This is a genomic window from Geodermatophilus chilensis, from assembly GCF_002802985.1.
Classification (GTDB): Bacteria; Actinomycetota; Actinomycetes; order Mycobacteriales; family Geodermatophilaceae; genus Geodermatophilus; species Geodermatophilus chilensis.
In genome coordinates this window covers 20,473-27,201 of sequence record NZ_NVPT01000076.1, presented here as the reverse complement: position 1 = coordinate 27,201, position 6,729 = coordinate 20,473, and the positions used below count along the sequence as shown (strand labels likewise).

Sequence of the window (6,729 nt, the reverse complement as noted above, 5' to 3'; positions counted from 1 at the left end):
GGCGAGCGGGCGGCGCTGACCACGCCGATCAAGAAGACCACCGACGCACCGCTGACCGACGACCAGCGCACCGTCAACCTGCTGCACGCCGCCACCCGCACCCCGGCCGAACGCGGCAACTGGCTGCTCAAGACCACCTTCAAGGCGCTGCGCCGGGTCAGCCTCTGCCCCTGGCGCATCGGCGCGATCACCGCCGCCGCCCTTGTCCTCCTCCATCACCAGCACGGCCGGACCACATGATCACCGACCTGGCCCAGCCACTACTGGGAAAGACTCAGTGCCCCATAGGGGTGAACGCATTCTGCGTGAGCATTTCCCGATGAGATCCTGACCGGGTGTGGACCCGAGCGAGAATCGTTCCCGTCGCCTTCTACGTGGCAGTGGTCGCTGCCATCGCCGGGGTCCTGCTGGAACTCTTCCCCGTCGTGCTCCCCGAGGGCATCGCCACGCGCATCGCGCACAACAGCGAGGGACTCGTCCTCGCGCTGCTCCTCGCCGTGTGGATCCAGTACGCCCGGCCGCGACTGGCCGACGAGCCCCGGCAGTGGCGGCTGACCGCACTGGTGGCCGTGGCGTGCCTGGCGATCGGGATCGCCCTGCTCCTGTCGGACCTCCCGAGCCGGTTCCGCACCCTGAACGAGACCTTCCTCGCAGCGGCCCTGCTGCTCCCGTACCTGCAGGTGCGGCGACCGTTGCCGCGCCGCGTTGCCGCCGGGCTGTCCCTGGGCGTCCTGGCCCTCGTCGTGCTCTTCAACCGCACCGGCGCCGTCACCGACCTGGCCGAGACCCTCGGGGTCCTCGTGCTCGCTCCGGTCGCCTTCGACCTGGTGGACCGGCGGATCCTGGACCCTTCCGCGCGGAACGGATGGCGACAGCGGGTCGGCTGGTACGCGTTCCTCGTCGTCGCCCCGATCCTGCTGGCGGTCCTGCAGTACCAGGTGGGCCTGGCCGGGCTGCCGGGCGAGGCCGTGCGCTACGGGGTGCGGATCACCGAGGCATTCGTCTGCCTGCTCCTGGTCGAGCTGTACCTCACGGCCGGTCTGCGGCGTACCGACCGGCCCGCAGCACCCGGCGCGGAGCCGGCGCCCGCGCCGGCGACGTCCGGGGTCGGCTGACCGCTCCGGCCCCTCCCCGTCCGGAGCGCGGCGCGAGGGGGCGCAAGCGAGTGAAAGCGGCGCCGGAACGGTCTGCGGAGCGGGCCGCCCCTTCCGGGTGACCTTCCCCGGACGAGGCTCCCCACGCACCGGGAAATGTCATTTGATGGCCATTGCCGGCGTTCAGTCGACCGACTTCCCGTCTGCTGTCCGGAAGGCGCCGGTGGCCATGCGCCGAGTTGGTGGAGGAAATGTCGTGACCCTGCTCTCGCCTCAGGTCGGCACTGCGCCCGAGACCTTGATCGACTCTCTCGTGGCCCTCCGGCGGGAACGTGCTGGATCGGGCTCACCGGTGCGCGTGACCTGGCTGAACCACTACAGCATCCACACCGCGCTGGCCACTGCGGCCGAAGCCGTGCGTCGGGTGGACGTGTGCGGGATCGACGGCCAGTTCCTGCAGTGGCTGCTCCGCCATCCGGCGAGGACGAGTGCGGATCTCGTCGTGCCTGCCCTGCTCGCTGCGGACCCGGCCATCGGCTCGGTCCTGGCGATCGGTGGCCGCGGTGACCGGGGAGCGCAGGTGTCCGCGGCCCTGAGCGGTCTGGCAGGTCGGCCGATCGAGGTCGTCGCCGTCGACGGCTTCGAGGGACTGCCCCGCGGTGCGGACCTCCGGCGGCTGGTGGCGCAGGTCGCGCCGGACCTGCTCCTCGTCGGCCTGGGGGCGGGACTGCAGGAGCAGGTCCTCCTCGAGGCCGCCGATGCCATGCCCCAGGGCTATGCGCTCACCTGCGGTGGCTTCCTGAACCAGGTGCTCCAGGCGGGCTACTACCCGTCCTGGGCCTATCCGCTGCGCCTCAACTGGCTGGTCCGGCTCTGCCGGGAACCGCGTCGTCTGTGGCGCCGGTACACCGTCGACGCAGTGCTGGCCGTGGCCCGGAGCCGGCAGTGGCGCGGGGCGATGCGCGACGTCCCGGGGTTGGGCGCGCACGCCCGGATGTCCGGCGCCGGCCCGTCCCCGCGCGACGCGGCACACTCCTCTCCGGTCCTCGCACCCGCGCCCCGCGTGGCGGACAACCTGCCGGTCCCAGGCCGCGCCGCCGCCGGGGGTGGGTGACGAGCCGCCGGCGCCGGCGGCTCGCCACGGGACCGGCGGTCCCTCACGGGGGTCACGCCCGGCCGGGACTCCCGGTCGCGACGGTGGCCGAGAGCATCCGGGCCGCCACGGTCGCCGTCAGCTCCCGGACGCGCGCGATCTCGTCCGGGGTCAGCCGGCTCCGGTAGGTCGACAGCGCCGTCCCCTGGCCCATCGGCCGGTAGGCGGTGCGGGACAACCCGCCGCGCATGGACCAGCGCATGGCGCCTTGCGCGGCGTTCGGCTGCTCGGTGGTGGCTGCACCCACCCGCTCGGCGGCGCGATCGGACCAGGTCAGTCCCACGGAGTCGTACAGGTCCGCGAACCCGGCCAACGGGTTCTGCACCAGGCTCTCGTAGCTGACCAGGTGCACGCCCGGCAGCGAGCGGAAGGCGCGGTCGACGACGTCGTACGTCGCCTCCCACAGCAGGCAGCTGCGGGCGAGCCAGTCGGGTGAGCCGATCAGGCTGCGCATCCGCTCGACGTACGGGCCGAGGTGGTCACGCACGAGCGCGGGCTGCTCGAGCAGCTCGTGGAAATGGATTTGCCAGCCCAGGGCACGCCAGCTCCCGACGAAGGCCACCGGGTCACGGACCAGCACGACGGCCCGGCAGCCCATCTCACGGACCAGCCAGCCGGTCGAGAAGAGGGCGTAGGGGTCGTCGAGCATCGCTCGACGTCCCCGGAGTCGACCGGCGGTGAACGAGGTGGCGTACTTCGCCATCCGCCCCAGGTCGTACACGGAGCGGTTCTCTCGCAGTTCCGGCCCGATCCCGTAGCGCAGACCGAGGGTGTCGGTGAAGGCGCGCCGCCACTCGGTGTCGTCCTCCGGGTCGATGTACTGGAATCGGTGGGTCACGCGGGCGTTCAGCACGCCCGGCGACCGGCCCGGAGGGTGCTGCGGGTTCAGGGGCTCGTTGACGTAGACGACCTCCCCGGAAGCCTCGAGCATCTTCCCCACCCAACTGGTGCCGCTCCGGGGCAGTCCGGTGACCAGCACACCGCCGTTCGGTGGCGCGGAGCGGGCGCGATCGCTCACGACAGGTATCCCAGCTCTGCCAGCAGCCCGCCGGCCTCACGCTCCACGTCGGCCCGTGCCTCCTCGTCCAGGTCCTGCCGCCAGCGCCCGACCGATCCGGGGTCCGCCCGGGCGAACGCGGCGCGCAGCGACGCGGGCGGTTCGGCGTGCCCGAGGAAGCTCCCGACCGATCGGGCGGTCGCGTCGGGATCGTGCACCATCTCCTCGTACCGGAGGGTCAGCACACGCCCGCCCGGTAGGTCCGCCAGGTGGTGACGTGCCGACTCCGTGAACCTGCGCCAGCTCCATGCCGTGCGGGTGGTGTCGGTGACCCGGGCGAACTCCTCGACCCGCTCCGGCTCCACCCACCAGCGGGCCCACGGCCCCCAGGCCTGCCCACCACGACCGCGTCGGCCGGTGCCGGCTGACCGGGCGGCCAGCCAAGGCTTCTCGGCGTGCGAGACAGCGACGTCGCGCCCGTCGCGGATGATCTGGATGAAGCAGGCGTCCGGGAACGTCCGTGCCAGGAACGGCACGATGAAGCAGTTCTCCGGGTTCTTCTCCGCGAAGCGGCGCCCCCCGTCACCGGCCGCCAGGAGCAGGAGCCGGTAGGTCTTCCGGAACTCGCGTGCGGCGCGGCTCTCCGGCCAGGCCCCCTCGTAGACCTGGCGGACCGCGGCCTTGGTCGCCCGCGGCTCGAAGTGGTACGAGACGTCCGGGAGCGCGCCGATGCACGAGCCGAGGAAGGTCGTGCCCGACCGTGGCGCACCCAGCACGAACACGGGGGCGCGCAGCCGGAGGTCCAGAGCCGACAGCCCCCGTCGCGGCCGGACGTCGGGTTGCCCACCGCGGTCGCGGAGCCGCTCCCGGCGATCGGACACGAGCCCTCGCGCGGTGAGTGCGGCCAGCCGCCGCCTCGTCAGCTCCGTGCGGGGGGCGGGGGACGGGGAGGCGCTGGTCTCGGTCACTGGATCTCTCCGGTCCGGGCCCGGTCGACGTCGCGCCGGGCAGTGGTTCTTCTCGGGGTGCGGGTGAGGACCGTGCGCAGGGCCGGCAGACCCAGGGCCGCCCGCCAGCGTCGGAGGGCGACGACGAAGAGGGCGAGGCCCACGAGCGCGGCGACGGTGGTGGCTGCAGCGTTGCCCGGCACGAGCAGGAGCGCGGTGACCGGAAGGATCCCGAAGCACACCGCGGACAAGGCGGCACCGCGCACGGTGGCCGCTCCGAACGGGTGCAGCCGGGTCGACGCGAGCAGTTGGCCCAGCGGCAGCAGGTTGTTCACCACGATCGCTGCCGCCCAGCCGATGCCGGCGCCGAGGATGCCCAGGCGGGGGATCAGAGCCAGGTCCACGACGACCATGACCGCCAGGGCGACGACGGAGTTGGCTAGGGTCCACGACGTCCGACCGGCCATGTTGAGCAGCATGTCCACCATGCCGCACGCCGTCGCCAGGAGCGTGGCCCCGACGAGCACCAGCACGACCGGCCGGCCTGCCTCGTACCCCGCGCCGAAGACCGTCAGGACGGTGTCGGCGAAGACGCCGCAGAGCAGGTAGAGCGGCCACGTGAGGAGGACGACCCAGGCGGTGGCGGATTGGTAGACCGACCGTGCCGACGCGTGGTCGCCCACCGCCAGCACGCCGGCCAGCCTCGGCTGCGCCGCGGTGGAGATGGCACTGGTGGTCAGCTGCCCCACGACGAGGAAGCGCGTGGCCGCCGTGTACACGGCCGCTTCGGCGGGCCCGGCCAGCGCCGTGACGAGGACGATGTCCAGCCGCTGCAAGGCCAGCTGGACGAGGCTGTTGACCGCACGCGGCGCCGTGAAGGACCAGAACTCCCGCCAGGTCTCCAGGCCGGGACCGCCGGCCGCCGCCGGCGGGAGGCAGCGGGTCAGCCGCAGCAGCCACCACCAGGCCAACGCCGCCGAGAGCACCCACGGCAGGGCCCACGCCCCGGCGAGGACGGCGGCCGAGCCGTTGCTGACGGCCACGGCGACCAGCGTGAGTTGCAGGAGGGGGCGGCCGACCCGGTCGACGGCTGCCGTCGGGAGCATGGCACCGTGGCCGCGAGTCGCCGCCAGCAGCGTGTCGGACAGCGCGGCGACCGGCAGCAGGAGCGCCAGCGCCACGATCGCCGACCGGGTCCCGTCCGCCGGGGTCCCGAGGAACTCCGCGATCTGGGGAGCCCAGATCGCCAGCGCGGTGGCGACGATGGCGGAGAGGGTTACCACGGGAGTGAGGGCGACGCGCTGGACGGCCCGGATCCGTTCGGGCTGCCCGAGCGACCGCAGCCGGGCGACGAAGTACACGACCCCGGTGCCGGTCCCGAGTCGCGCGACCGTCTCCGCCAGCAGGAACACCGAGGTGAGCGCGAAGAACGCACCGGCATCGGACTGTGGCAGCGTGCGGGTCACGACGACGACCAGGAGCACGCCGGTCACCGCGGAGACGGCCGCACCCACCAGGTTGACCAGGCCACCGCGCGCGATGCTGGGCATGCCGGGTCCGGCGGCGACCGGCTCCGGTACGCCGCGGTCGGTGGTAGCCACGCCGGCCCTCACCGCTGGGGGACGAGTTCGGGACGCCAGCTGACCGGCCGCCCCAGCCACGCCACGAGCCGCTCGTCGTAGGGCGCGAAGTGCTCCTCGAGGCGCGCCCTGAGCTCGGGCTGCATCGGCGAGCGGGATCGGGCGTTGTGCCGCTCGAAGGCGGGGTACCCGGCGTGCGGCAGGCCGAGGAAGCGCAGGACGTCGTCGTACACCGGCTCCGGCTGGGTGAAGAACTCGTGGCTGTCCACGATGTGCATCCGCTCCCGGCCGAAGACCTGCTCCAGGCGCTGCAGGTGCTCGACGTAGCGGCCCCGCGTCAGGTAGCCGTGGTGCTGGTGGAAGTGGCTGTGCGCGAAGGGGTCCGCGGTGAGCCGCTCGGCCTCGCCCGCCAGTCGGCCGTCCTCCAGGGCGAGCGCCGTCTCGAAGTCCTGGTCCTCGAAGCCCCGCGCCAGTTCGTGGGCGTGCGCCGAGTAGGCCCGTTCCACGGGGTCGCGCAGCAGGACGACGACCTTCACCCCGGGGAGGTCGGTGGCGATCCGCTCGGCGGCCAGCGGGTGGAACATGTAGTAGGGGCTGGACTCGAAGGCGAGTGGGCGGGTCCCCAGGCGCTGTTCGAGGACCCGGGCGGTCCGCTCCATGGGGAAGTGGGCGCGATACCACGCCATCCCCCTGGCGTAGTCGGTGTCGAAGTAGTGGACGCCCTTGTGCCGCACGGGAGGCAGCGCCGCCGGGTGGCTCGACAGGGTCCGGTACATCGAGGTCGTCCCGCACCGCTGACCGCCGACGATGAGGAAGCCGGGCGTCACCCGCCAGCGGTGGGTGAGGAGGCCGACGGTCCGGGTGGCCCGCTGGACCGCACGGTAGGCCGTCGGTGAGCGGCGCAGCGTCGTGGTCGGGGTCATGGGCCTTCCTCTTCTCTCGTTGGCGCGTCGTAGCG

The 6,729-nt window shown here is 73.0% G+C and carries 7 protein-coding genes; 3 read left to right on the top strand and 4 right to left on the bottom strand.

The window, feature by feature from the left end; translation table 11 throughout:
* The 3 genes from CNO22_RS14205 to CNO22_RS14195 all read left to right on the top strand — a co-directional run.
* The coding region (locus tag CNO22_RS14205; RefSeq protein ID WP_332870087.1) for a transposase family protein at window positions 1–240 on the top strand (240 nt) is incomplete at its 5' end.
* A 134-nt stretch (window positions 241–374) separates the two neighbouring features.
* Window positions 375–1,115 (top strand): hypothetical protein, encoded by a 741-nt coding sequence (locus tag CNO22_RS14200; RefSeq protein ID WP_100499994.1) that lies wholly within the window; start codon window positions 375–377, stop codon window positions 1,113–1,115.
* Window positions 1,116–1,452: 337 nt separating this feature from the next.
* Complete coding sequence (locus CNO22_RS14195) at window positions 1,453–2,208, top strand: WecB/TagA/CpsF family glycosyltransferase (RefSeq protein ID WP_198588327.1); 756 nt, start codon at window positions 1,453–1,455, stop codon at window positions 2,206–2,208.
* Between the two features lie 52 nt (window positions 2,209–2,260).
* Here CNO22_RS14195 and CNO22_RS14190 read toward each other — a convergent pair whose 3' ends face one another.
* From CNO22_RS14190 to CNO22_RS14175, 4 genes are read right to left on the bottom strand one after another with little or no spacing between them, the layout of a single operon-like run.
* Window positions 2,261–3,265, bottom strand: coding sequence for a sulfotransferase (locus CNO22_RS14190; protein WP_198588326.1), 1,005 nt, complete (start codon window positions 3,263–3,265; stop codon window positions 2,261–2,263).
* The gene (locus CNO22_RS14185; protein WP_100499991.1) at window positions 3,262–4,212 is read right to left on the bottom strand and encodes a sulfotransferase family protein; all 951 of its coding nucleotides are present in this window, start codon (window positions 4,210–4,212) and stop codon (window positions 3,262–3,264) included. The genes CNO22_RS14190 and CNO22_RS14185 overlap by 4 nt, the downstream gene beginning before the upstream one ends.
* Window positions 4,209–5,741, bottom strand: a complete 1,533-nt coding sequence (locus tag CNO22_RS14180) for a lipopolysaccharide biosynthesis protein (RefSeq protein ID WP_157936946.1) — start codon at window positions 5,739–5,741, stop codon at window positions 4,209–4,211. Before CNO22_RS14180 ends, CNO22_RS14185 begins: the two co-directional genes overlap by 4 nt.
* A gap of 59 nt (window positions 5,742–5,800) precedes the next feature.
* A complete protein-coding gene (locus CNO22_RS14175; RefSeq protein WP_100499989.1) occupies window positions 5,801–6,694 on the bottom strand; it encodes a sulfotransferase domain-containing protein in 894 nt (297 codons plus the stop codon).
* Window positions 6,695–6,729 lie beyond the last annotated feature (35 nt).

Coding starts and splice junctions, on each gene's coding strand:
- CNO22_RS14175 (WP_100499989.1), bottom strand. CDS start 6,694: ATGACCCCGACCACGACGCTGCGCCGCTCACCGACGGCCTACCGTGCG.
- CNO22_RS14180 (WP_157936946.1), bottom strand. CDS start 5,741: ATGCCCAGCATCGCGCGCGGTGGCCTGGTCAACCTGGTGGGTGCGGCC.